Origin of the sequence: Xenorhabdus entomophaga (assembly GCF_037996725.1) — a bacterium.
Taxonomy (GTDB): domain Bacteria; phylum Pseudomonadota; class Gammaproteobacteria; order Enterobacterales; family Enterobacteriaceae; genus Xenorhabdus; species Xenorhabdus khoisanae.
The window spans coordinates 1-24,430 of the sequence record NZ_JBBMXH010000078.1 but is presented as its reverse complement, the minus strand read 5'-3'; the positions used below and the strand labels follow the sequence as shown (position 1 = coordinate 24,430).

Annotated in this window: 23 protein-coding genes; 11 read left to right on the top strand and 12 right to left on the bottom strand. The window is 41.6% G+C overall.

The window, feature by feature from the left end; translation table 11 throughout:
* Window positions 1-319: 319 nt before the first annotated feature.
* Complete coding sequence (locus AAC854_RS15650) at window positions 320-859, bottom strand: NUDIX domain-containing protein (RefSeq protein ID WP_340617924.1); 540 nt, start codon at window positions 857-859, stop codon at window positions 320-322.
* Complete coding sequence (locus AAC854_RS15645) at window positions 829-1,794, bottom strand: LysR family transcriptional regulator (protein WP_340617923.1); 966 nt, start codon at window positions 1,792-1,794, stop codon at window positions 829-831. Before AAC854_RS15645 ends, AAC854_RS15650 begins: the two co-directional genes overlap by 31 nt.
* Before the next feature lie 108 nt (window positions 1,795-1,902).
* On the opposite strand from AAC854_RS15645, the gene AAC854_RS15640 reads away from it, so the two are divergent.
* The 3 genes from AAC854_RS15640 (at window position 1,903) to AAC854_RS15630 (ending at window position 4,639) form a co-directional block, all read left to right on the top strand.
* Window positions 1,903-3,285 (top strand): MFS transporter, encoded by a 1,383-nt coding sequence (locus AAC854_RS15640; RefSeq protein WP_340617922.1) that lies wholly within the window; start codon window positions 1,903-1,905, stop codon window positions 3,283-3,285.
* The gene (locus tag AAC854_RS15635; RefSeq protein WP_340617921.1) at window positions 3,285-3,674 is read left to right on the top strand and encodes a DUF4440 domain-containing protein; all 390 of its coding nucleotides are present in this window, start codon (window positions 3,285-3,287) and stop codon (window positions 3,672-3,674) included. The genes AAC854_RS15640 and AAC854_RS15635 overlap by 1 nt, the downstream gene beginning before the upstream one ends.
* 209 nt (window positions 3,675-3,883) lie before the next feature.
* On the top strand, window positions 3,884-4,639 hold the full coding sequence (locus AAC854_RS15630; RefSeq protein WP_340617920.1) for a YciC family protein: 756 nt from the start codon (window positions 3,884-3,886) through the stop codon (window positions 4,637-4,639).
* A 93-nt stretch (window positions 4,640-4,732) separates the two neighbouring features.
* Here the strand turns inward: AAC854_RS15630 and AAC854_RS15625 are convergent, their stop codons facing one another.
* Entirely contained in the window at window positions 4,733-6,439 is a 1,707-nt protein-coding gene (locus AAC854_RS15625) for a SulP family inorganic anion transporter (protein ID WP_340617919.1), read from the bottom strand.
* A gap of 225 nt (window positions 6,440-6,664) precedes the next feature.
* Between AAC854_RS15625 and AAC854_RS15620 the strand changes: the two genes are divergently transcribed.
* Together AAC854_RS15620 and yciA are read left to right on the top strand one after the other, a co-directional pair.
* On the top strand, window positions 6,665-7,201 hold the full coding sequence (locus tag AAC854_RS15620) for a septation protein A (protein WP_340617918.1): 537 nt from the start codon (window positions 6,665-6,667) through the stop codon (window positions 7,199-7,201).
* Window positions 7,202-7,279: 78 nt separating this feature from the next.
* Window positions 7,280-7,714 carry an acyl-CoA thioester hydrolase YciA gene (gene yciA / locus AAC854_RS15615; RefSeq protein ID WP_340617917.1) on the top strand — a complete coding sequence of 145 codons (435 nt, stop codon included), beginning with the start codon at window positions 7,280-7,282 and terminating at the stop codon, window positions 7,712-7,714.
* A gap of 434 nt (window positions 7,715-8,148) precedes the next feature.
* Here yciA and tonB read toward each other — a convergent pair whose 3' ends face one another.
* Window positions 8,149-8,877 (bottom strand): TonB system transport protein TonB, encoded by a 729-nt coding sequence (gene tonB / locus AAC854_RS15610; protein ID WP_340617916.1) that lies wholly within the window; start codon window positions 8,875-8,877, stop codon window positions 8,149-8,151.
* Window positions 8,878-8,970: 93 nt separating this feature from the next.
* Window positions 8,971-9,150 carry a YciY family protein gene (locus AAC854_RS15605; protein WP_340617915.1) on the bottom strand — a complete coding sequence of 60 codons (180 nt, stop codon included), beginning with the start codon at window positions 9,148-9,150 and terminating at the stop codon, window positions 8,971-8,973.
* Between the two features lie 415 nt (window positions 9,151-9,565).
* On the opposite strand from AAC854_RS15605, the gene AAC854_RS15600 reads away from it, so the two are divergent.
* Both AAC854_RS15600 and AAC854_RS15595 read left to right on the top strand, forming a co-directional pair.
* Complete coding sequence (locus tag AAC854_RS15600; protein ID WP_340617914.1) at window positions 9,566-10,561, top strand: 2-hydroxyacid dehydrogenase; 996 nt, start codon at window positions 9,566-9,568, stop codon at window positions 10,559-10,561.
* Between the two features lie 24 nt (window positions 10,562-10,585).
* Window positions 10,586-11,020 (top strand): META domain-containing protein, encoded by a 435-nt coding sequence (locus AAC854_RS15595; RefSeq protein ID WP_340617913.1) that lies wholly within the window; start codon window positions 10,586-10,588, stop codon window positions 11,018-11,020.
* Window positions 11,021-11,611: 591 nt separating this feature from the next.
* Here the strand turns inward: AAC854_RS15595 and ghoS are convergent.
* The 5 genes from ghoS to AAC854_RS15570 form a co-directional block, all read right to left on the bottom strand.
* A complete protein-coding gene (gene ghoS, locus AAC854_RS15590) occupies window positions 11,612-12,037 on the bottom strand; it encodes a type V toxin-antitoxin system endoribonuclease antitoxin GhoS (RefSeq protein ID WP_340617912.1) in 426 nt (141 codons plus the stop codon).
* 79 nt (window positions 12,038-12,116) lie between these two features.
* Complete coding sequence (locus tag AAC854_RS15585) at window positions 12,117-12,554, bottom strand: YcgN family cysteine cluster protein (RefSeq protein WP_340617925.1); 438 nt, start codon at window positions 12,552-12,554, stop codon at window positions 12,117-12,119.
* Window positions 12,555-12,572: 18 nt separating this feature from the next.
* Window positions 12,573-13,229, bottom strand: a complete 657-nt coding sequence (locus tag AAC854_RS15580) for a fumarylacetoacetate hydrolase family protein (protein WP_340617911.1) — start codon at window positions 13,227-13,229, stop codon at window positions 12,573-12,575.
* Window positions 13,230-13,290: 61 nt separating this feature from the next.
* Window positions 13,291-14,391, bottom strand: coding sequence for a lytic murein transglycosylase (locus tag AAC854_RS15575; protein ID WP_340617910.1), 1,101 nt, complete (start codon window positions 14,389-14,391; stop codon window positions 13,291-13,293).
* A 37-nt stretch (window positions 14,392-14,428) separates the two neighbouring features.
* Window positions 14,429-14,710 carry a YcgL domain-containing protein gene (locus tag AAC854_RS15570; protein WP_187654130.1) on the bottom strand — a complete coding sequence of 94 codons (282 nt, stop codon included), beginning with the start codon at window positions 14,708-14,710 and terminating at the stop codon, window positions 14,429-14,431.
* Window positions 14,711-14,870: 160 nt separating this feature from the next.
* Between AAC854_RS15570 and minC the strand changes: the two genes are divergently transcribed.
* From minC to AAC854_RS15550, 4 genes are all read left to right on the top strand, one after another.
* Window positions 14,871-15,554 carry a septum site-determining protein MinC gene (gene minC, locus AAC854_RS15565; protein WP_340617909.1) on the top strand — a complete coding sequence of 228 codons (684 nt, stop codon included), beginning with the start codon at window positions 14,871-14,873 and terminating at the stop codon, window positions 15,552-15,554.
* Window positions 15,555-15,577: 23 nt separating this feature from the next.
* Window positions 15,578-16,390 carry a septum site-determining protein MinD gene (gene minD, locus AAC854_RS15560; protein ID WP_047963706.1) on the top strand — a complete coding sequence of 271 codons (813 nt, stop codon included), beginning with the start codon at window positions 15,578-15,580 and terminating at the stop codon, window positions 16,388-16,390.
* 3 nt (window positions 16,391-16,393) lie between these two features.
* The gene (gene minE / locus AAC854_RS15555) at window positions 16,394-16,663 is read left to right on the top strand and encodes a cell division topological specificity factor MinE (RefSeq protein WP_045970705.1); all 270 of its coding nucleotides are present in this window, start codon (window positions 16,394-16,396) and stop codon (window positions 16,661-16,663) included.
* A gap of 1,347 nt (window positions 16,664-18,010) precedes the next feature.
* Window positions 18,011-22,504 carry a SpvB/TcaC N-terminal domain-containing protein gene (locus AAC854_RS15550; RefSeq protein ID WP_340617908.1) on the top strand — a complete coding sequence of 1,498 codons (4,494 nt, stop codon included), beginning with the start codon at window positions 18,011-18,013 and terminating at the stop codon, window positions 22,502-22,504.
* Between the two features lie 112 nt (window positions 22,505-22,616).
* Here AAC854_RS15550 and rnd read toward each other — a convergent pair whose 3' ends face one another.
* Together rnd and AAC854_RS15540 are read right to left on the bottom strand one after the other, a co-directional pair.
* On the bottom strand, window positions 22,617-23,774 hold the full coding sequence (gene rnd, locus AAC854_RS15545; protein WP_340617906.1) for a ribonuclease D: 1,158 nt from the start codon (window positions 23,772-23,774) through the stop codon (window positions 22,617-22,619).
* A gap of 257 nt (window positions 23,775-24,031) precedes the next feature.
* Window positions 24,032-24,244, bottom strand: a complete 213-nt coding sequence (locus tag AAC854_RS15540) for a hypothetical protein (RefSeq protein ID WP_340617905.1) — start codon at window positions 24,242-24,244, stop codon at window positions 24,032-24,034.
* Window positions 24,245-24,430 lie beyond the last annotated feature (186 nt).

The window sequence follows — 24,430 nt, the reverse complement described above, 5'->3', positions numbered from 1 at the left end:
ATAAGCATAACTCAGTCCTCTTTTTTGCCTTTTTGTTTCTGGAAAATCAAAACTCGCAAAATTTGGACTGAGTTTCTTTGACACTCCTACCATTTTGAAAAGTTATATATAGCTGTCATTTTTATAAACCTTAGGTGTAGAGACCTGCATTCCACGCCAAGCATAGTTTTGCACCTTGGTGCACATGAGTATTGAATATATCGAACCAGCTTTTTAACCAAAATAACATCACCTTCTTCAACTTTCATTCGGAGTAAATCCAAACCAGAAAGAAAATGACACCAGATGGATCGATGATACAAATTTTCATCGTCCAGTCTTAATTCACATCCCCTAAATAGATAGGAGAACCAGAGGGAAAACGCTTTTCTACAACCAAGGAGCGTAAAACCGCAGGAAATAATGGCAGGTTTATAACATTTTCCAGGCTAATCCATTGAGCACCTATTTGATCCCTATCCGCATTGATATCTAGGTTATGAATATCGGGACTCTTATCGGCAAGCGAGGCAAGAAACATCAATTCGATTTGATGGACGTCTTTATCAAATTCAGCGAATTCATGATTGTTTCCTATATATTCTCTAACAAATACCAGCCGTTCAGGTTCAATCTTGTATGCCGTTTCTTCAAGACACTCCCTAATCAATGTTTCAGTCAATGTTTCAGTCAATGTTTCTCCAAACATTTGTCCCCCGTCTGGAAGAGTATACCATTCATCTGAATCCGATTTATATCTGATGAGTAGAATCTGGTCTTTGTGAATAATAATAGCTTTTGCTGAAATACGAATAGTTGCGGTATTACTGTGATCCACGAATAATATTCCTATAAAAAGGGGCTTGTATTTTTCACGCATTGTACATCTATTCCTTTTACGCCATGAACTACATCTTCAGCAGCCCAGTCCCTTGAGCGTCCCTGAAGAAAATCAATCAGAGCACGTACTTTAGCAGAGATATGGCGGGTATTAGGATAAACTGCATACACACCCTGCGAAGGGAAATGATAATCGGGCAGCAAGTGCCGCAGTTCCCCGCTTGCCAGAGCGGGTCGGACGAGCCACTCCGGTAGCAGCGCAACACCACAGCCTTCCAGTATAAAACTCATCAGTGCAGAAGCACTGTCAGTTGAGAACCTGACGGGTCCAGTGATGGAAAAATCGATCTTCTGCTGCTCCGGACCTGTTACTTGCCAGCGTAGCGGGGATTGGAGACGAGTATGAATAACCCATTCCGCTTTACCCAATGTATTAAGCGAATCTATCGGGTTATTTTTAATCCATTTCGGCGCGGCCACCGGGATTATTGAAAAGTTGTCTATTAGCGCTGCGTGATAACTGGAATCTGCCAATTTACCAAGACGAATGGCAACGTCGAAGTGTTCTGAAATAAGATCAGCATGATAGGAAGACGAAACGTGGCGAATACTCAGCTCCGGATGTGCCTGCCCGAATGCCACTAAAGCGGGGATGATCATTATAGAGCCATATTCCGGTGTACTGGTTATTCGTAACTCACCACCAAATCCTCTATGACTGAATTGCACATCGTTCACAATATCTTCTGTTTCTTTCAGAAGATGAACACTACGCAGGTAAAAAGCCTCCCCCGCTTGCGTAAGTGCCAGACGCCGGGTAGTGCGCAGCAACAACGACACACCAAGCTCCGCCTCCAGTTGACGGATATTAAAACTGACTACTGCTTTCGTTTGTCTGAGCGTGGCTGCTGCTGATGTGAAACTCCCCGCCTCTACCACGGCTACAAACATTGCTACACGCTGTAAATTGAGCATAAATCCCCCGCTTACTGTCAAATATTTTTTGACAGTGTATCACTGTGGCAGCTCTTTATCCTTCCCATTACCGGAATTATATTAGTCATTTTTAACAGGGAAGAGAGTATGAATTATCGTCGTAAAGTTGCGGTCGTTTACCTTCTTGGCTTTTTCCTCGACTTAGTAAATATGTTTATCTCCAATGTCGCTTATCCCGCTATAGGTAAGGAAATGAATGCTTCAGTGGCAGAGTTAGCATGGATCAGTCATGGCTACATATGTGGACTCACGCTTATTATCCCCCTCAGTACGTGGTTGACACAGCGTGCAGGCGCCCGGCGGGTGTTTTTACTTTCGTTAGCCTTATTTGCATTGGGAACAGCAGCATCTGGATTTGCATATTCACTTGAAGAACTGGTTTTCTGTCGAGTTGTGCAGGGTGTTGGCGGTGGACTGTTGATACCAGTCGGTCAGGCATTGACGTGGCAGCTTTATGCAAAACATGAGCGAGCTAAACTTTCATCTGCAATTATGCTGGTAGCACTACTGGCTCCTGCACTATCCCCTGCTTTGGGTGGCGTATTAGTCCAAACGCTCAACTGGCGTTGGGTGTTCTTTGCCAGTCTGCCGCTAACCCTGCTGACACTGATACTGGCTTTCATATGGTTACAGGATGGGATCACGCCTGAAAAAAACAAAGCTCTCGATTTCTCTGGTCTTGTCATCGGATGTGCTGGCCTATTTCTCATTTTAATCGGAATGACAAAAATGAGTGAGGCAGGAAGCATTGCAGAAGGCACGATACTTTTCTTATCAGGTATCATTTTGCTGGCCTTTTTCATTATTCGCAGTAGTCGGCATTCTGCACCACTTTTCAGCTTTCACCTCCTTTCTGACCCATTGATGCGCTTCTCAATGCTGGTTTATCAGTGTGTGCCTGGCCTGTTTATGGGGGTAAGTCTGGTTGGCGTCATTTATCTACAAACATTCCTCGGTATGTCTGCCGCTGAGACAGGAGCATTAATGATCCCCTGGTCGCTGGCTTCGTTTCTGGCGATCACGGTTACAGGTAAAACATTTAACCGCTTAGGACCTCGGCCACTCATCATGACCGGTTGTCTGCTACAGGCGATCGGCATTTTGTTACTTTCAGTAGTAACCCACGACGGGCAGAACTACCTGCTGGTGACAGCTTTTGCACTGATGGGGATGGGGGGAAGCCTGTGTAGCAGCACCGCCCAGAGTAGTGCTTTCCTTGAGGTATCAGCCACAGCCATGTCTGAGGCAAGTGCATTGTGGAACATAAACCGTCAGCTCAGCTTCTGTTTTGGTGTAGCACTGTTGAGTCTGCTACTCAATCTGCTTATCAGCCATCTCGCACTGCAACAGGCTTATATGTGGACATTTTATACAGCAGCAGCAGGGACTCTTATTCCACTCCTGCTTAGCTTGAGCATCAATAACCAAAACGTAAAACTTAATCTTTTATCATCAGAAGAGAATAGCTAATGAACCATTATATTAATGAAGTGTTGGAGGCTCATAGTGCCATTGAGAACTGGCTTGGCAAAGGTGAAGGAGACGTGCAGACACTCCTTGACCGTTTCAGTCAGGATTATTCAATGATCACGCTAACAGGCACGATGCTTAATCATGAGTCTCTGAGACGTTTTTTTGTTGCTAAACGTGCAAGCCGTCCGGGATTACATATTGTCGTGGATTCGCTGTCTGTCTTGGAAGAGTGGGAGAATGGGGCTGTGATTTTATATCGTGAACAGCAGACCGAACCTGATAACGAGACCACAATTCGCTGGTCAACCGCTATCTTTAACCTTCATGCAGATACACCTGTCTGGCTTCATTTGCACGAAACATTACAGCCAAACAATCCAGATTAAATGGATAATTATGTGTATTAGTTGCAATTTGATCTGGCACTGAACGTTGAAAAACGCCAGCAACCCAGTGCAATCGACTTCTGACATTCTGTGCAGTCGCCTTCTGAAAATGGTTACACTTAGGTATCCAATAATCCCTCTGACAAGGTACAATTAAACACGATTGTTGTTTTAATTTATTGTTGTTTTATTTGATAGGAGCCACTTTCATGCCCATCACGGCAAATACCCTGTATCATGACAGCATCAACTTTTTTAAGAATCAACTGTTGAATATTGTCATACTTTCTGTTTTAGCCGCGTTGGTAACAACACTGCTTGAGCATTTCCTGATGCCAAATGGTGAACAGCTCAAGTTATTGATTGAGCTACAAAATGCCTTAAAGGAAGGCGGCAATGCAGGCATCAGAGATTTTGTGGCGCAATTAACGTCAGACGAAAAAACCATGTTCTTGCACACAGCGTTCGGGATCCTATTTTGCAACATATTCGGCAATACTTTAATCACTGCCAGTGTGTTGGTACTTATCCATGCCGTCTCTCACGGCCAACAAACTAATGCCATTCATGTCGGCACATTATCAATAAAACTACTGCCTAAGATGTTTTTACTGATGTTTATTTGTACCCTGCTGGTTCAAATTGGTTACGCCTTAATGTTCCTACCAGGAATACTATTTTCTATCACATTCGCACTTGCACCTATTTTCCTATTTGAAAAAGGGAAAAGTGTTTTTTCTGCTATGCAGGAAAGTTGGAAATCGGCATTCAGCAACATGCGGTTGCTGATCCCTGCTATGTTGCTATGGTTCGCCGTAAAGCTGGTACTGGAGCTTGTGTCAGTTAAAATACCCGGTATAGCCGTATCAATGCTGAATAATTTATTATCAGCCCTGTTGTTAGTTTATCTGTTCCGTTTGTATATGCTGGTTAAACCACAAAATACAACCACAAACGGCATGTAATAAACATTAATAGTTCACCTCTCATCTTATAGTGACAGTTTATGGTGCGAGGTGAACTTTCATTCAGTAACCTGCGATTATAGTTCTTATTTTTTATACCTCTTGTCTTTCCTCAACTTGCCGCTTACTTTGAATCAGGCGAATGGCAAAGTAGAGATCGGGCACCACAATCAAGTCTTCATCGCTGCGACTGAGTTTATTCTGTTCAATCCAGAAATTAAGTTCCGTTCTGCGCCCTGCCAATACCAATGTCACCCCCTTCTCTTTTAATTCTGTAATTAATTCATCCAATGCAGCAAATACACTGACATCATCGTGGGTAAAACTCACCGCAGCATCGACCACCAGCCATTCGGGATGTTTTAACTCGCTATCCACATGCTGCAATATCCGTTTTTTAAAGTAGCCAACATTAAAGTAAGTCAAGGGGGAATTGAAACGATACATCATGATGCCATCTACAGGCTTGATATCATTATCTTGATGGATGGAACGTACCATACCTTGTTCATTGACTCCCAACAATTGATCTGATGGCCGGAAAATAATTCGCAGGAATTGCAACAGCCCCAGTAATACAGCAAAACCTATGCCATCAATCACTCCAACCAGTAAAACCGCAACCAACGTGAAAATTGAGAGAGTAAACGCCTGACGATTACGTTTCCGATACGACCAGATGTTTTTTAAACTCAAGAGTGACCATGAGGAAAATATCAAAACAATCCCCAGCGATGATAATGGAATATGCCCCAGAAATTGGGTCATAAATAGCAGCACCAACAGAATGGCACTGGCGGCAATCACAGATACCATCTGTGTTTTGCCACCAATCGCATCATTAACTGCTGTACGGCTACTGGCCGCACTGACAGCAAAGCCTTGTGATAAGGAAGAAGCGATATTAGCGATACCCAATGCTCTGAGTTCTAAATCCGCATCAATCTGATAGCCATTTTTACTGGCAAAACTACGGGCTGTCATCATAAAACTGACAAAGCTGATCACGGCAAGGTTAATGGAGGGGACAACCAAATCACGCAATACGCCAAATTCAAATTCAGGCAGGGGTACAACAGGCAAACCACTCTCCATATTACCAACAATCTGGATACCATATTGGTCAAGCTGAAATTGCCAACTGATATAAGTCGACACTAACATTGCTATCAATGGCGCAGGCCAACTTGGCCGAACGAAGTTAATACAAATCAGTACCAGCAAAGTCATAGCGGACATTCCCACTGTCGGCCAATGCGATTCCAGCAGCTTATGAGGAAGTGCAATCAGCCGCTCGATCAATTCCGCTGGTAAGCCAGAAAGCCCGGACACTTTAGCAAGCTGATCGGCCATAATGGTAATCGCAACACCATTGATAAAGCCTTTCAAAATAGGACGGGATAAAAAGTCTGCGAATGTTCCCAACCGGAAATGGCTCGCCAAAAGACACCAGAACCCTGTCATTAATGTCATCACAATGGCGAGCTGCCAACGAATATGTTCATTTCCTAACGCAAGCGGTGTCACAGCAGCAGCAATAACAGCACAAGTTGCGGCATCTGGCCCAACAATCAACTGCCGGGAAGTTCCGAATAAAGCATAAACAAACATCGGTAAAATACAGGCATACAGGCCGATAATGGCACTAATCCCCATTAATTCAGCATAAGCAATAGCAACCGGCAGTGCAACCGCAGCTACTGAGAGGCCTGCTCGCACATCATAGCCAAAATATTCTTTACGATAATGACAGAGGCTTTCCAAGCCCGGCATCCAGCGATGCATTCTTTCCCACAGCATGACCTTTATGTCCTTTCGTGAAAATGTTAAGCATTATAATGCGGTGTTAAATGAAAACTCACAAGTTCATCACTGCCCCTCAGTTTTTCGTTCATTGTGATAAAATTACACCAACAGATGAACCAAGTTTTTTGGCTCGATAAATAAACCATTTCATTGATATCTGATACACTCTGGCACAAATTCAAGAACATGCCATCCTTGGCATCACGATAGGTTCAATTTATGAAACAACTTTTAGACTTTTTGCCATTAGTCGTTTTTTTCGTCGTCTACAAGATGTATGACATTTTCTATGCTTCGGGTGCGTTGATTGCTGCCACAGGGTTAGCGGTTGTCGTTACTTATTTGCTTTATCGCAAAGTTGAGAAATCTTCCTTAATTACATTTGTTATGGTTGCTGTTTTCGGCACATTGACACTCGCCTTCCACAGCGATTTATTCATTAAATGGAAAGTGACTGTCGTTTATGCCATTTTTGCCCTGATTCTGCTTATCAGCCAATGGTTCATGAAAAAGCCTTTGATTCAGAAAATGTTAGGTAAGGAGTTAGAATTACCCGATTTCGTCTGGAACAAACTAAACATGGCTTGGGCAAGCTTCTTCATAATTTGTGCATTAGCAAATATTTATGTTGCTTTCTGGCTATCTCAGGATATTTGGGTAAACTTTAAAGTGTTCGGGTTAACCGCTTTGACACTGGTTTTTACTGTATTGAGTGTGGTATATATCTACCGTCATCTGCCTCGCGAACAAAAATAATATAATGACCCTCATATGGATACCTGCCGGTGCACCGGCAGGTATGGTTATGTTCACCAAATAAAACAAGCTTTCTAAATGACACAACAACAATGCTTACCAAACGGAGAATTGGTTCTCCGTACACTGGCCATGCCCGCTGATACCAATGCTAATGGGGATATTTTCGGTGGCTGGCTGATGTCTCAAATGGATATTGGCGGCGCAATTCTGGCAAAAGAGATTGCTCTGGGACGCGTAGTAACTGTTAGCGTGAATGGCATCAGTTTTCTGAAACCGGTTGCGGTAGGTGACGTCGTATGCTGTTATGCCCGTTGTCTCAAAACGGGAAATTCATCTATTACTATTCATATTGAAGTTTGGGTGAAAAAAGTCGCTTCTGAGCCTGTTGGGCAACGTTACCGTGCAACAGAGGCGCTTTTCACGTATGTCGCCGTTGATGAAAATAATCGTTCTCGCCCTCTTCCTGAAGATAAAAGACACTTTAAATTGGAAGGTAGTGATTCAGAGTAACGATCTATAAAAAATAATTCGTGAATTAAAGGAGCGAATCTGTTGATTGCGCTCCTATTTTTTTGATAAAAAGCAATGAATTGAGGCCTGTCACATTCCGTTTCCATTTTTCTTCTTTTATAATCATCAAAATTACTTCAATAAATCAAACCCTTATAGAACACTTCATTCAGTTCATTTTTATATTTGATTCTTTCATTAATCCTGTTTATATACATTTCTTTTTCAATTAGGTTTATTAATCTGGGATGATTGCTATGAGAAAAGAAGAGAAGAGAAAAGAAGAAAAAAATAAAATCAATGAAATTGACTATGGATTTAGTAGAGCAGATTTGAAAATGAAAATCCAGAGGCTTACTTATTAAGCACAATAAGCTCAGCTATTATGAAGGAGCGTTTTTCGCTCCTTCTCCTTGAATAGAAAATATACCAACCTATCGTGTTTGTGAAATACCTGTTACTCTAAACTCGATAGTCGCTTCATACCCAACAGCAGGTATTTTTTCATAACGCCACTTTCTCATGGCATTCTTCACATAACGTTCAAAGACATTTTTAGGGTTTGCAGAAATAATTTCAATGTTCCTGATGCGCCCATTTTCATCAACATCAAATTTGACCTTCACCGTCCCTTCTGTACCCAACTGTTGCGCTCTGGGAGGGTATTCAGGGTTTGGTCTGCTCAAGGCTCTTGGCCCATTTCGTACATTAGTATTATTACTCACAGCAGAATCCGGCGATTTTTGATCATTCAGATTCTTCGCTATCTGGGTATTCTGATCAGAAACAGGTTTCAACGGCTGGTCTGAGGTTTTTTCTGTCTTTTTCTCTATTGGTTTAGGCTCTTTTTTGACGATCTTTTTCTCTTCTCGCTTTTTCACTTCCGGTTTTTTTTCCGGTTTAGGTTTAGGCAGAGCGATTTTCGCAATAGGTTCTGGCTCTGGTATCGGTGGTTCAGAGACAGATTCGGGTATGGCTGACTCAGAAACAGATGTCTCTTCAGCAGCCAATTGGATCATGGCAACAGCCATAGGAACGGGTTCTGATTGCTTTTCAGGTTTGAAACCCTGCAAAAGTGCCGCAGCAATAGAAATATGTAAACAAACGGAAAATAGTATCGGCCAATGTATCCAACGCATAAGAAAATTCTTGCTTAGCAGCATGATAGTCAGTTTCAGATAACCACTAGTTTAAATGCAAATGACTATCATATTCAATAACGAATCAAAAACATCTATACCATGCTGCATATCCTGCTAAAGCCATTCCAGATTTTGGATAAACAAAATCGACCTACGACGCTTGCCAGAATCTGTTTTACGCAAGCTATAAATACGAAGATTACGGCGCGATTGATCTTCCAGCCAGCGTCGGCGACGACGGATACTTTGGCGGATCATGCGCCAGCGCCCTACTTCATTTCTGCTATGTTTCATAAAATATCCTAAGTCAATTCTTCCATTGTAACGAATAATGTTATTCTTAATCCTCACTATCAAGGATGTCAATCAATTGCTCAACCAAGCCAGCACATTGCATTTCTACGAAGCTAAGGCAGGTGTGGTGTTAATAATATCTATAAAAAACTAAATTCATGGCGGATTTCCGCCAAATCTTCTTTTAAACCTGAAATCAACTTCCTGTTATGATAGTCTCATATCAGGCTCTGAGCTGATTTATTATACAAGCTATTTTACTGTAAATAGCTTATTAGGCGATTTATTCGAGTATAGCAATAGATAACGCTTAGAACCTTCACAAGATGTCATTATTGCAAGCAGTTTTGCAGCAAAGTGAATTCAATGAATGGCTCGAATGATTCTACAGTTACTATATGGTGGAGATGTTGTTATGAAGTTAGTTGTTTACAGTACAAAGCAGTATGACCGTAAACATTTTGAAATGCTCAACCAAAAACTTGGCCTTGATTATCATATCGAGTTTTTTGATTTTTCCCTGAGTCCACAAACTGCCAAAAACGCTATCGATGCAGATGCTGTCTGTATTTTTGTCAATGATGATGGTGGGCGTGAAGTCCTACAAGAATTGGCAGAGATGAACATCAAAATCCTGGCATTACGTTGTGCCGGGTTCAATAATGTCGATTTAGGCGCTGCTAAAGAATTAGGCATTCAAATCGTTCGAGTCCCCGCTTATTCTCCTGAATCAGTTGCTGAACACACCGTTGGGTTAATGTTATGCCTGAATCGGCGTATTCATCGTGCCTATCAACGTACTCGCGATGCCAACTTTTCTCTGGAAGGCTTGACTGGCTTCAACATGCACAAACGTACCGCAGGTGTTATCGGAACGGGAAAAATCGGGCTTGCGACGCTGAGAATTCTGAAAGGTTTTGGTATGCGTTTATTAGCACATGATCCATACCCAAATCCAGAAGCCTTGGATATGGGCGTAGAATATGTGGACTTAGATACTTTATACGCTGAGTCTGATGTCATTTCTCTACATTGCCCTATGACACCAGGAAATCATCACTTATTGGATGAAACTGCATTCAACAAAATGAAAGATGGCGTGATGATTATTAATACTAGCCGAGGCGCCTTAATTGATTCTATTGCGGCCATAAACGCCTTGAAGCAACAAAAAATTGGCGCATTGGGTATGGATGTTTACGAAAACGAACGCGATTTATTCTTTGAAGATAAATCAAACGACGTTATTCAAGATGATATTTTCCGCCGTTTATCTTCCTGCCATAATGTACTGTTCACTGGTCATCAAGCATTTTTAACAGAGGAAGCGTTAACCAGCATCAGTGAAACAACGTTACAAAATATCCAGCAATTAACTTCTGGAGAAAATTGTCCGAATATTGTTGGGTAATCTCAACAAACATCAGGAGATAAAATGAAAAAAGCGATTCCATTAGTGGTCGCCACCTTGTTACTCACAGCATGTCAATCTTCGGGAGTCAACGCCACGGGGAATGTCAGCGTCAGGGATCTAAAGAATCATCATTTTGCTTTAGTCAGTGTCAATAGTGAGGAAGTTTCAAATAAAGAAGACAGCAAACTTTCTATTGCGTTTGATGAAAAAATGGGTATTTCAGGCGCAATGTGCAACAGTTTTGGGGGAGTAAGTAAATTAAAGAACAACATATTGACAGTAAAAATTTTGAACAATAGCCGGATATACTGTATCAATGAAAGACTCAATCAATGGGATAATGTACTCATTGAAATGCTAACTAAAGGAGCAAAAGTTAGCTTAATAGACAAACAACTTACATTGGTTAATGGCAAAAATACGTTAGTTTATATTCTACGGGATATTGACCAATAACCTTATGTGAAATAGCACTCACTCAACCTGATACCACATTTTCCCTCGCCTTGAATATTTTACCTTACATTATATTTTGATTACCCGGTAGCTTACTGGGTAATCTGTTAATACTAATCCCAAAATTTTATTATTCTTTATCATATTAGTAATTGTAGAGTGACTATCTAATATCCGGCATCATAAAAACCTCGCCGAAGCGAGGCTACAGAGTTGATTTTAATTTCATGTTATTATGACAACATAACACCAATCGTTAATGTTATGGCAATCCAAACCCCTACAAACGTTATATAGCTCATCAATCTGTTATTCATTTTTACTCTCCCTCGTTATCAAACAAATATCTCTAGCTGTACGGTAGTGGCTTTGACTGTCTGATACAGAAACCGTACCAACAGTACTTCATATATATTAGTTAAGCAGCATAAGTACCATACTAATATTTATTACAATAGGTATGGAATTGGCAGGGTTGTTGTAAAATTGTAAAGATTGGTGTAAAAACAGAATAATACTTGAACGATGAGACTAATCAGATCAGGATATTCAAATCATAAGGGCTAATAATTTAGCCCACGATATAAAAAATTACTCACCTGAACCGGATTCAGTGTGTTGTTTTTCGGGATAGAGCGATGCACTCCAGTTACTGTAAGTACAGACAAATATCGAAGGGTCTTTATTTGAAAACGGCGTAGCCATAGATCTAATTTTTTCTGCTAATTCGATAGATTCCATTGAAGAACTACCAATATAAGTTCCACTAGGAAGACGATGCCATTTCCCGTTAGGAAAACGGATAGATTGGCTGAATTGATTCGCCGTCATCCTTTTATGTAATTTTTCATAACCGTCAGAACCTGTGCCATAAAGTTCCACGCGAATCAAATAACTTGCCATTTCTCTTTCCTTGTATTGACGATTGAACATACAAGTTATCAGTTTTCCTTTACTGTTAAAAGTCAGAAAAGCGAGAGAAAAATCTGATATTAATGGCAATTTCAGCACTTGCATTATATGCCTATGTGTCCCCAAAGTGCCCCAAATTGCCATTATTGATATAAAATCCCTTTTATATCAATAAGTAAACTAACTACTCAGGCTTATTAAGAATATGATCTTCCCATTCCACGACATCCACTTCACGCACAGCAATATGCCTGACAGAAACACGTTCCGCATGCATGGCTGATTTTGAACCACTAATCAATGGATGCCACGGTAGAAGTTTTTTCCCTTCACCAATTAAACGGTAAGCGCAAGTTTTCGGCAACCATTCAAAGGTGATCATATTTTCACGAGTCAATTTGATACAATCAGGTTCATACCTGAAACGATCTTCGTAATTCTTGCACTGGCAGGTTTTAATATTCAATTGATTACAGGCGACATTGGTGAAATAAATTTCATCAGTATCTTCGTCCATCAATTTATGCAGGCAGCACTGGCCGCAGCCATCACATAATGCTTCCCACTCCTGATCTGTCATTTGCTCCAGGGTTTTCACCTGCCAGAAAGGTTGAGACATAATTTCTGTCATTCCTTATGGTTAAATCACTCTGGTTGTCAGAACGTGCTCATTAAGAGAAACGTTCAGCACATCACCAGATTGCAGTGGCCCCACACCTTCCGGCGTTCCCGTCAGGATAATATCGCCCGGGCGTAGGGTAAAAAAGCGCGACATATAGCTAATCAATGGGATGATTGGCGTTCGCATGTCACTCGTATTGCCGTTTTGGCGCAATTCGCCATTTATTACCAAAGAAAGTTGAGCATTTTGTGGATCACCAAAGTCATTAACAGGAATAAAACCCGATATCGGGCATGATCTATCAAATGACTTACTCTTTTCCCACGGTTGCCCCGATTGTTTAAATTCACGTTGCAAATCACGCAATGTTAAATCCAATGCAACCGCAAAACCAGCAATTGCCTGACTGACCCGCTCCTCATTGGCATTTTTAAGTGTTGAACCAATCAAGACAGCCAGTTCAATTTCATGGTGTACAGAACCCAATTCCTGTGGGATGAAAACAGGCTGACAAAGATCACAAAGCGCCGTTTCAGGTTTGATGAATATTACTGGCTCTTCAGTGGATTGAGAGCCCATCTCTTTCATATGATTGACATAATTACTACCGACACAAACCACTTTATTAGCAGGACAATCCAGTAGTACACCTTGCCAATCCCGATGCTGATACATAACTTTCTTCCTTATCTAATTTTCAACCCACTTATACCCGTCGTCTTTCAAGGCCCGATTTTCAGTGAGTGAGGAAATGAGTTCGTTGCATAATACCGTCCGCCATCATACCAACACTAAGCGCAAAATAGTAAGAACGGTTCCAGTGCATAATAGTACGGAAATTTTGCGTTACCCAAAATGCCCGTCGTGCCGGATCATCAGGTATCACTATCCAGCCTTTGGTATTTTCCGGCAGTTCAGCAAAATGCGGAGATGAAATCCCCAACGCCTGCCATTGAGCAATGGTTTTTCCCTGTTCGGTTTTTATGCCTTCTAATGCAACATCAAAGCCAGCAGGCAATGAGATGGCATATCCCCACGGTAACCCTTGTTGCCATCCCTCTTTGTGCAGATAATTGGCAGTCGAAGCAAAAACATCCTCCTTATTATGCCAAATATCTATTTTTCCATCACCATCGCCATCAGCGCCATAGGTTAAATAAGAGGTTGGCATAAATTGGCTTTGCCCCATTGCGCCTGCCCAAGATCCTTTTAGAGTTTGATCTTCATCGATATATTGATTCTCGATTATTTCCAGCGCTGCCAATAACTGCTTGATAAAAAATACTTCCCGACGACCTTCAAAGGCCAGAGTGGATAATGCCGAAATGACATCTTCTTTACCCTGAATCTTGCCAAAACCGCTTTCTAATCCCCACAAAGCGACTATATAGGCTTTAGGTACACCGTATTTACGACTCATTTTTTCTAGCTGAGGAAGATTATCTTCATATTGCCTGGCGCCCTGCTCTATCTTCCAGGCCGGCAGCACCCGGTTCAGATAATCCTCCAAAGTAATTTTCTTTTCTGGCTGATTGCGGTCGGCCTTAATGACGCGCGAGATAAAATGGATATTGGCAAATGCCCGATCCAACGTTTTTTCGCTGATGCCCTGTTCCCGGGCCTGTTGTTTCAGTAAAACCACATAGGCGGGAAATTGTGATGGCTCACGGGAAACTAATGGAAAATCGTGCACCAATGTTTTGACTTCTGCTTTAGACCTCGCTGTCAATACAGATTGATCGTACACTTGTTTCCCACTGAATTGTGTTCCATAGGATGAGCTACATCCTGCCAGTAAAATTGCTGACAATAAGGTTATCCCGCTGATTAATTTCATAAATCTGCTCCTCGGTTCAGGATCAGGCAATTGCCAGCTATTTTTTTATTGTTTTATTTGATGCCAGATGTTCATTGATCAAGCTTTCTACCGGCGGTGGTACCTGCAAGTAAAATCCTTGCTCATTCAACGCGGTTTTTACTTTTTCAATATCAGCATTGGCTAATTTTTTTCTTTCAGATAATGAAATCATCATTGAATATTGAGGTTCACCAAATGTTTTTAACAACTCTTCAGGAACGCGCGAAAAATCACCTTTCCTTTCAATATAAAGATATGTTTGGTTACGTTTTGGGCTTCTGTAGATTACACAAATCATTGTCATAAACTCTTTTAAATTAACTCTGCGACTTGCTTGAATAATTCACTAACTATAACATGCTTATTATATTTCAGAATATCGTCTCCCAGAGGATGTACTAGGAAAATCTTTTAGTAAACTATCCCGGGAAACCTAACCTTGCTGAGTCAAAATATCGATGTCACAATCGCCAATAGAGCTAAAAGGCAGCAATTTTACGCTTTCGGTCGTTCATTTGTATGATGATCAGCCGGAAATCATCCAAAGAGCTATGCAGGAAAAAATGGATCAAGCGCCTGAATTCCTGAAAAATGCTCCCGTTGTTATCAATATATCTGCTCTCTCCGTTGATGCAGATATCCTCGCACTCCACCGGGCCATAGAATCAGTTGGGCTGCGTGTTGTTGGCATCAGCGGCTGTCAAGATGAAGAACAACGGAAAATTGTCCTGAAATCAGAACTTCCTTTATTGAAAGAAGGTAAAAGTCAGAAAGTTCTTACTCAAGAAAATAAACCGACTGAACCTATTTTCAAAAAAACTCGTATAATTAATACACCTGTTCGTTCAGGACAAAGAATTTATGCGCCGAATAGCGATCTCATCGTAACAAATAATGTGAGCGCTGGTGCAGAATTAATCGCTGATGGAAATATTCATATATATGGTGTACTGCGTGGACGCGTATTGGCAGGCGCATCTGGTGATCAAGAAAGCCAGATTTTCTGCACCCATTTAAACGCTGAACTCACCTCTATTGCCGGTCAATATTGGCTCAGCGAAAAAATCCCAGAAAATTTTGTTGGTAAAGCGGCAAAATTACGTCTGGTGAACAATGAATTAACTATCGAAACCTTAGTCTAGCCTTTATAACAAGGAATCGCTTCATGGCACGCATTATTGTTGTTACATCTGGTAAAGGTGGCGTTGGCAAAACCACTTCAAGCGCGGCCATTGCTACTGGTCTCGCCCAAAGGGGGAAAAAAACTGCCGTTGTCGATTTTGACATCGGTTTACGGAACCTCGATTTGATTATGGGCTGTGAGCGCCGAGTGGTTTTTGACTTCGTGAACGTCATTCAAGGTGATGCCAGCTTAAACCAAGCACTTATTAAAGATAAGCGCACAGAGAATCTCTATATTTTGCCCGCCTCTCAAACCCGTGATAAAGAAGCCCTCACCCGCGATGGCGTTGAGAAAATTCTGAACGAATTGGATCAACAAGGATTTGAGTTCATTATCTGTGATTCACCAGCAGGTATTGAAAGCGGTGCATTGATGGCACTCTACTTTGCCGATGAAGCCATTATTACAACAAACCCGGAAGTTTCATCTGTCCGTGATTCTGATCGTATTTTAGGTATCCTGGCATCTAAATCACGCCGTGCAGAACAAGGGAATGAGCCTATCAAGGAGCATCTTCTGCTGACACGTTATAACCCTGGGCGAGTGAACCGTGGTGATATGCTTAGCATGGAAGATGTGTTGGAAATTCTGTGTATTCCTTTACTTGGTGTGATCCCGGAAGATCAGTCTGTTCTCCGTTCGTCTAACCAGGGAGAACCCGTTATTCTGGATAAAGAATCTGATGCGGGTAAGGCATACGAAGATACTGTTTTACGTTTACTTGGTGAAGAACGGCCTTTCCGTTTCATCGAAGAAGAGAAAAAAGGCTTTTTAAAACGCCTGTTTGGGGGGTAACGCATGGCTTTGTTAGATTTCTTCCTGTCGAGAAAAAAACCGACAGCCAATATTGCCAAGGAACGGCTGCAAATCATCGTGGCAGAGCGGCGCCGTGGTGACTCTGAGCCTGCCTATTTGCCTGAAATGAAACGGGATATTCTGGCTGTGATTTGTAAATATGTACAAATTGATCCAGATATGCTTTCTGTGCAGTTTGAGCAAAAGAATGATGACATTTCCGTACTGGAACTTAATGTAACATTACCTGAGGTTGAGGAATCGCCAAAATAACCGCACCAAATGATGCTATTTAATTTAAGGCTGTGATTTATCAGTAAAAAATCGGGATGTAATAACATCCCGATTTGCATTCGCCAAACACCATACTAAGCTCTTGTTACCCAATCTTTCGCCTATAACACACACAAACAGTATTGACAGAGACCAAAGCATAACTGACACAGATTGACGCCAAAGGAAACAAACAACGGCTTCTGATTTGGAATCCCCATGGAGAATTGCAGCAAGTCATTTATTTACCTGTTCCCGCCCACGCTTTGAACCTATTTCAGTTTGTTGGGTGGGATTACTGACAGTATTGAAACATACAGGAATTGCCAATGTGGTTGATTATAATTCCAGTTTCCAAAATAAATGATATATACCCAATGGATTTCAAGATGCGTCGCGGCGGCAAGGGAATGAATCCCCGGGAGCATAGGTAACTATGTGACCGGAGTGAATGAGCGCAGCCAACAAAGAGGCAACTTGAAAGACGAAGAGTATAACTATTTTTATTAATTAAACCGTATAAAAATATAACAGGATAGATAATTGATAACCAACTCTTTAAATAATGCCCAAGTTATAATGTTCATTTCTTTAATAAGACATAGGAAAAGAATGAATTTTATACAACCCATAACAACGCAATATTAATTATTAGCATAAAACAAAAATAGACCTATATTACATATAATAAAATCAATATAAAAATCACATAGAGCAATAAGTTTTTGTTATAGTTTTTCACCCATAAAATAACTATATTATACGTATATCCAAACCATCATTAATAACAACGTATTATATCACTTCCGTGATACTTAAATGATGTCTTTCATATTGTATCTCAACTCCGGGAATATGATGGATATCTCTATTTTTGAAGGAAATAAAATGAGTCAAAATACTACATAACTCAATGATATTTCAAAAATAAATGTGATTTTTACTTTTCTGACAATATTTATCAGCATTCGTTTGAACATTATCATCAGCAAGTTCACAAACTCCCATCTTGGTCAGAGATTTATACTCTATCATAAAGGAAATACACAAAGATAAAGCACACTCTGTATCAGATTTAAGGTCATCAAAATTTATCATTATAAAAATAATGATCAACTCAGCAAAATGAAAACAGTAAAATCAATTGATGAAATTAAACTTTTTAGAGTCTGTTCCAGTAAGCGTTTATTGTTACAGCCAGCTTGAACACAAACTGATAACAAAAAGCAATATCACAAACTGTGAATGACATTATTTTATCTATTCGTTACAGCATTAACAAATAATCCACTTAAACGGCGTTAACACCGATCTTACGGAAACCACAGGATCGGTAAGGAATCGTATATGAAAAAACCATCGACATTCAACGTTACCGAACTATCTCTGCCCAAAGGTGGCGGCAATATAACGGGTATGGGCGAAGCACTGACACCAGCAGGGCCTGATGGCATGGCAAATCTTTCGCTGCCCTTGCCAGTTTCAACAGGCCGGGGTTATGCCCCTTCATTGAGCCTGAACTACAGTAGCGGCAACGGCAATGGCCCATTCGGATTGGGATGGAGCTGCCCTGTGATGTCCATTCGTCGTCGCACCAGCCAAGGCGTTCCGCATTATGACAGTACCGATACTTTTCTGGGGCCAGATGGTGAAGTGTTGGTCATCGCATTAAATAAAGATCAGCAACCGGATATTCGTTCAGCTTCCACGCTGCAAGGGGTTGCATTAGACGACAATTATACTGTTACTGGTTACCGTTCACGGCAAGAGAGTCATTTTAGCCGCATTGAATACTGGCAGCCAAAAACCAAACCTCAATTGGGGGAGTTTTGGCTTATTTACGAAGCCGGAGGGCAACAACATTTACTCGGCAAGAATGCTCAGGCTCGCCTCTTTCATCCACAAAAGACCGAACAAACCGCTCAATGGTTATTGGAATCTTCCGTCTCAACCCACGGCGAACAGATTTATTATGAATATCGCTCTGAAGATGATGTGGCATGTGATACCGGGGAAATAGAGTCACATCCGCAATCGGATGTTCAACGTTACCTGTCCGCCGTACACTATGGCAATATTTCAGCCAGCGATAAATTATTAGGATTAGAGGTGGGTAAAGAAATATTAACCGCTGATTGGCTGTTTCATCTGATATTCGATTACGGTGAGCGTTCTGTAAAACTATCGGATAAGCCTGATCTTATAACATCAGAAGAATGGCTGTGCCGTCAGGATTGCTTCTCACGCTATGAATATGGCTTTGATGTACGCACTCGTCGCTTATGCCGCCAAATTCTGATGTACCACAATATTCCAGCCCTGTCTTCTTCTGCCAAGGAACAAATAGAGCCTGTTGTACGCTTAATACTGGCATATGACGAAAATACCGCCGTCAGTACATTGACGAGAATGCGTCGAATTGGTCATGAAATCGGCACGGACAAAAAAAGCATTTTTAGCAGCCTGCCACCATTAGAGCTGAGCTATCAACCTTTTGAGATTAAACAAGAAACACAGTGGCATATTATGGAAATGCCTGCCAGTTTCTACCCCCATCAGAATTGGCAATTTGTCGATCTTAAGGGCGAAGGCGTTCCGGGGCTGCTATATCAGGAACGCAACGCATGGTGGTATCGCGCACCACAGAGATCATTCGATGAAAACCAACCGGATGGCATGGTTTGGGGAGATCTCCAGCCTCTACCTGCAATCCCTGCGCAACAACAAAATGCCAGCCTGTTTGATATCAACGGTGACGGGCAACTTGATTGGGTTATTACTGGCTCAGGGTTACAGGGGTATTATAGTCAGCATCCTGACGGCAATTGGACAAATTTCACGCCAATTCATGCCCTACCCGTGGAATATTTTCATCCAAGTGCACAACTGGCAGACATCATTGGTAGCGGATTATCTGACTTAGTACTGATTGGTCCCAAAAGTGTTCGTTTGTATGCCAACCAGCGGGACGGCTTCAGTGCCGGGGAAACGGTGGTTCAATCCGGTGATATTACATTGCCAATACCGGGTGCCGATGCTCGTAAGTTAGTGGCCTTCAGTGATATTCTCGGCTCTGGACAAACACATCTGGTGGAAGTCAGTGCTCATGGCGTTACCTGTTGGCCGAATCTGGGGCACGGATATTTCGGGCAACCTATTTCTTTGCCGGGTTTTACTCTAACAGAAACAGACTTTAATCCTGACCAAGTTCATTTAGCCGATCTTGATGGTAGTGGTACGACTGATTTAATTTATGCCAGTTCCGATCATTTAAAGGTTTTCATTAACCAAAGCGGAAACCGTTTTGCAACACCAATAAACCTCCCTCTTCCCGAAAATGTACGTTTTGATAACACCTGTCAGATACAAGTTGCCGACATACAAGGATTGGGTATTGCCAGTCTGATTTTAAGCCAACCTTATAGTGCATCTCACAATGGCACTCGACATTGGCGCTATGACTTAGCCACAAAAAAACCGTGGTTACTCACCGAAATGAACAATAATATGGGTGCCCATCATATACTGTATCACCGTAGTTCCGCCCAGTTCTGGCTAGATGAAAAAGCTGACTTAACCGCAGCAGGCAAAAAAGCCGTTTGTTATCTGCCCTTCCCGATACACACGCTATGGCAAACCGAAATTACTGACGAAATCTCTGGTAACAAGCAAGCCACTGCCTTTAACTATACACGCGGTGTTTGGGATGGTCGTGAACGTGAGTTTCGTGGCTTTGGCTTTGTAGAACACCGTGATACGAGTGAACGGGCGCAAAGTACTGCATCAGAACGCACACCACCAGCATTAACCAAAAATTGGTATGCCACGGGTTTACCTGACGTAGATAACAATTTGTCAGACCAATACTGGCAAAAAGATCAAAAAGCATACGCACCATTTACCCCGCGTTTTACTGTTTGGGAAAAAGATGATGATGTTCCTTTAACCAAGCAGGATGAACTCAACGATTACTGGCTGAATCGTGCCTTAAAAGGACAACTGTTGCGCAGTGAGTTATATGGATTGGATGACAATCCGCAAAAAATGACTCCTTACACAGTCAGCGAGTATCGCCCACAAGTTCGTCGTATCCATGCTGCTGACAATCAATTTATCTATTGGGCTTCCGTATTGGAGAGCCGTCAATATCATTATGAACAGATTAGCAATGATCCGCAGTGCAATCAGAGTATTACCCTGAAAAATGATGAATACGGTTATCCATTGAAGCAGGTCAGTATTCAATACCCGCGCCGACCGTTTTCTGAAACAACAAATGAGTACCCAAATACACTGCCAGACAATTTGCCAAGAGACAGTTATGATGATCAGCAATCCGTACTACGACTAAACCGCCAATTACTCAATTGGTATCATTTGGTTGATCTTGAACAGCGTGTTCTGGGATTGCCCCATGAAACACGTCAGGATGCCTTTACTTATGGTGCAGATAAAATACCGGCCAACGGTTTTACCCTGGAAACCGTGGACGATCTCTTGAAGCCAGATGCACCTTCACGGGAATATCTCGGTCAACAACGCACATTCTACACCGATGGCTCCGGTGAAAAACCGATAGATAAACCAACAGAACAGGCGCTGGTTGCTTTTACCGAAACGGTAATATTCACTGATTCGCTGTTATCTTCTGCTTTTGATAACAAAATAACACCACAAGAACGCGAGAATCTGTTAAAACAAGGCGGATATCAGCAAGAGAATATCGTCCCCTTTGATACAAACGAGCAAAATACCGCCAAAGTATGGGTAGCTCGTCAAGGCTATACAGACTACGGTACGTCTGAAAAATTCTGGCATCCCATCACACAACGAAGTTCCTTGCTGACAGGTAAACTCCAACTGGAATGGGATAACCATTTCTGTGTAGTTATAAAAACACAGGATGCAGCCGGATTAACCACCACGGCAGAATATGACTGGCGATTTTTGAAACCCGTTCATCTCATTGATATCAATGATAATCACCATTTCATCACACTGGATACACTGGGGCGTTTCAGCACTCAACGCTTCTGGGGAACAGAAAATGGTAAACCTGCGGGCTATTCTGAACCGAAAGATAAACCTTTCCCAAAACCGGAGCAACTTGCACCTGATTGTGATGGAACGATAAGAAAACTACTGCAAGATAAGCCATTGCCGGTCTCCAACTATCAGGTTTATTACCCTGAAAGCTGGATGCTTTCATTAAAAAATGAAAAAGTTACTTCATTAATGAAGTCGGCTGATTGGCAACTATTAGAGACGAAAAGTATTTCAACCGAAGATAACTATATTCTCACTTTGGCCCTACGCCATTGGATTGAGAAACAGCCAAACCGCAAGATTCTGGAAGAACAACTGGCAGAACTTTCTCGCCAGCCCCCACATAACTTAATATTTGTAACTGATCGTTACGATTCAGATCCTGAACAGCAAATTCGCCAACAAGTGACATTCAGTGACGGATTCGGACGCTCATTACAATCTTCTGTCCGACATGAGGCTGGAGAAGCATGGCAACGCAGTCCTGACGGTAAACTTATTCCTGAATCTAAGCCAACTGAAAACCGTTGGGCAGTAAATGGACGAACTGAGTATGACAATAAAGGGCAAGTTGTGTGTACTTATCAGCCTTATTATCTGGATGACTGGCGTTACGTAACCGATGACAGTGCTCGCCAGAATGCTTACGCCGATACCCACTATTATGATCCTGTCGGGCGGGAAATACAGGTTAAAACCGCTAAAGGCTGGTTGCGTCGAATGCAATATTATCCATGGTTTACGGTCAGTGAAGATGAAAACGACACTGCTGCGGAAATAACGGCACAACAGTAAACTCACTTCCCTATCTTCCCTGCCTGATAGACAGGCAGGGGATCAGAGAGATATTTTTAAAAATGGTATGCCTTAAATAGAACTGTAGTCTTCTCTATCACACGGGTTTTCATCACGCTGAATAATTTCCCAATATTCCTATGATAGACTCAGCCAACCATTTCCCACGCCAACCCTTAAGTAATTCAGGTTGATACTCTGGTGATTTCAATTTCCAGTGCCAACAAAGCAGTTGATTGATTTGCCGGCGGGAAGCCAATAATTCCGCACTAAAAGCATGAGCTTCGCTCACCTGAGTAATCAATGACTTAATTTCCTTAAAAGCCTTACGATAACCCGGATAGTCAATCAAATTGATAATTTGAGCCGGACATTCTTCTGCTGGAATATCTTTGCATTCTGCAACCATAGCCAGTAACCGACGTCCATGACAACGGATTTCCTGCCCGCTCAATCCCAAGGCGTCCAATTCCCCCAAAGAAGTCGGCATATAACGGGCGACTTGCCATAAGTTTTCTTCACGGATCACAAAGTTAACCGCTAAATCACGTTCTCGAGCCTGATTTAACCGCCAAGCTGCCAGTTTTTTCAAACAGGCTAATTGGTTGGGGCGCAATTGCCACGCATTGCCAATATCCTTATAAGCACATTCCGGCATTAATACTTCTTTACGGCGTTGGGCAATCAGAGCACTTTCATTTTTTGCCGCATCCAAATATCCCACCAGCTCTGTTTTCGCCATCAAGATATCGGCCAGAGGCAATAAATAGTAAACATCTGCTGCGGCGTACTCACATTGTTTGCTACTTAACGGACGAGCCAGCCAATCAGTACGGGATTCACTTTTATCCAATTCCACATTCAGATATTCAGCAACCAACGTTGCAAAGCCGCATGATATCGGATGACCAATAAATGCAGCCAGTACCTGCGTATCAATCATCGGCTCTGGTAAGCACTGGAAACTATTCCCGAAAACTTCTAAATCTTCACTGCCGGCATGGATAAATTTTAAAACGTCTGGATCAGTCAATAATTCCCTGAAGGGTTGCCATTGCGAAATTTCCAGTGGATCAATCAGAGAAAGCTGTTCACTATCAAACAGTTGTATCAAACCTAATTGGGGATAATACGTCCTTGTACGTACAAACTCAGTATCTAATGCAATTCTTGCATGTTTTTTTGCCCGTTCACAGATTGACTGCAATTGAGCATCGGTGGTAATCAACTGATAATTACAATTAAACAATAAAATATCCTTTAAATACATTATGTTACACAACCATAAATACTAAAAAAATATAACAATGTACACAGTTATGTACACACAATAAAAATCTCTGAACATCCTTTATTCGGATAGCTGTTTCTATAGTATTAGACATGCTTTCCACTTGCCACAATTTTGAGAAATTCACATTACACAATATCAAGTAAACATTAAGGTGAGGCATGTGAAAAGACCGCAGTTAAATGGCGTTAGAAGTAAAAAACCCGCCAGAAGCGGGTTATTTAATATGTTGTATATTACAACTGGTGTATTCTGACGTTAGCAATTCTTGTTACACCGCCACCGTCATATAACCCTTCAGCATAACTTAAGGCGTTATTCTCCAATACAGTTAAGAAATCACTCGCCGAAGATAGTGTACTTACATCAATATCCAGTGAAATCTGTGTACTAACTAAGACTAAATTATTCTCATCAACACCATCATAACTAATAATGTACTTACCCATAACATTACTCCTTTATCTACGAGATCTATGAGGTCATGTACAAACTACCTTGAGTATTTTCTTTTTGCCATTTGATTAATTAACCCGAATTCTGCTTAAGCCATCATTGGAACATCTTCTTCTAAGTAGAAAACTTTCAGTGATGGTTTTTTCAATTTAAGGCAGTAAGCAATCAGTCCACCTAAA